Annotated in this window: 1 protein-coding gene; it reads left to right on the top strand. The window is 49.4% G+C overall.

Annotation, left to right across the window (positions count from 1 at the left end; genetic code table 11):
- Positions 1-255 (top strand): transposase (locus tag FCL48_RS24810; RefSeq protein WP_136876766.1); only part of this gene is annotated, 255 nt, incomplete at both ends.

The following is a 255-nucleotide window of genomic DNA, read 5'->3' as shown; positions in this document are numbered from 1 at the left end:
AACAATAACATTGATTGTGTTGTCATTGCTCCTTCAAAAATTCCACAACAAAGCGGTAACCGCTTAAAAAATGACAGAAGAGATTGCCTCTCTTTAGCCAGGCTGCATAGGGCAGGTGAACTCACAGCTGTGTATGTACCGACCCCTGAAGATGAGGCCTTGCGTGATTTAGTGCGGGCTCGGATAGATGCGACCCGTGCACTTCGGGTAGCCAAGCAGCAGCTCGGAGCCTTCCTGCTTCGGCATGATATGGTA

This window comes from Desulforhopalus sp. IMCC35007 (assembly GCF_005116575.1).
Taxonomy (GTDB): domain Bacteria; phylum Desulfobacterota; class Desulfobulbia; order Desulfobulbales; family Desulfocapsaceae; genus Desulforhopalus_A.
This window is presented reverse-complemented; position numbering and strand designations above follow the sequence as displayed.